Consider the following 230-nt stretch of genomic DNA (forward strand, 5'->3'; position numbering starts at 1 on the left):
GTCGCGATCGTATTCGCGGCCAAGGTCAACACGCTGCTGGGCATGGGCGATCTTCCCGGCGCGCAGCGCGCGTCGAACACCGCCAAGACCTGGTGCTGGGTGACGACCGGCCTGTGCATCATCGGCCTGATCTGGACGATCTACTCGCTGACGCTCGGCGGCGGCATGGCGATGTACCAGGAAATGTTCGAGCAGATCCAGGCCGGCAACTGATGGCCTCCGCGCACGGC

General features: G+C 65.7%; 1 protein-coding gene. It reads left to right on the forward strand.

Annotated features, from left to right (window positions below; all coding sequences use genetic code 11):
- Positions 1-213, forward strand: a 213-nt coding sequence (locus SB660_RS24230; protein ID WP_410585197.1) for a CD225/dispanin family protein, incomplete at its 5' end; no start/stop codon positions are given.
- Between the last annotated feature and the right edge of the window lie 17 nt (positions 214-230).

This window comes from Bacillus sp. SIMBA_005 (assembly GCF_046535585.1).
Lineage (GTDB): Bacteria > Bacillota > Bacilli > Bacillales > Bacillaceae > Bacillus > Bacillus pumilus.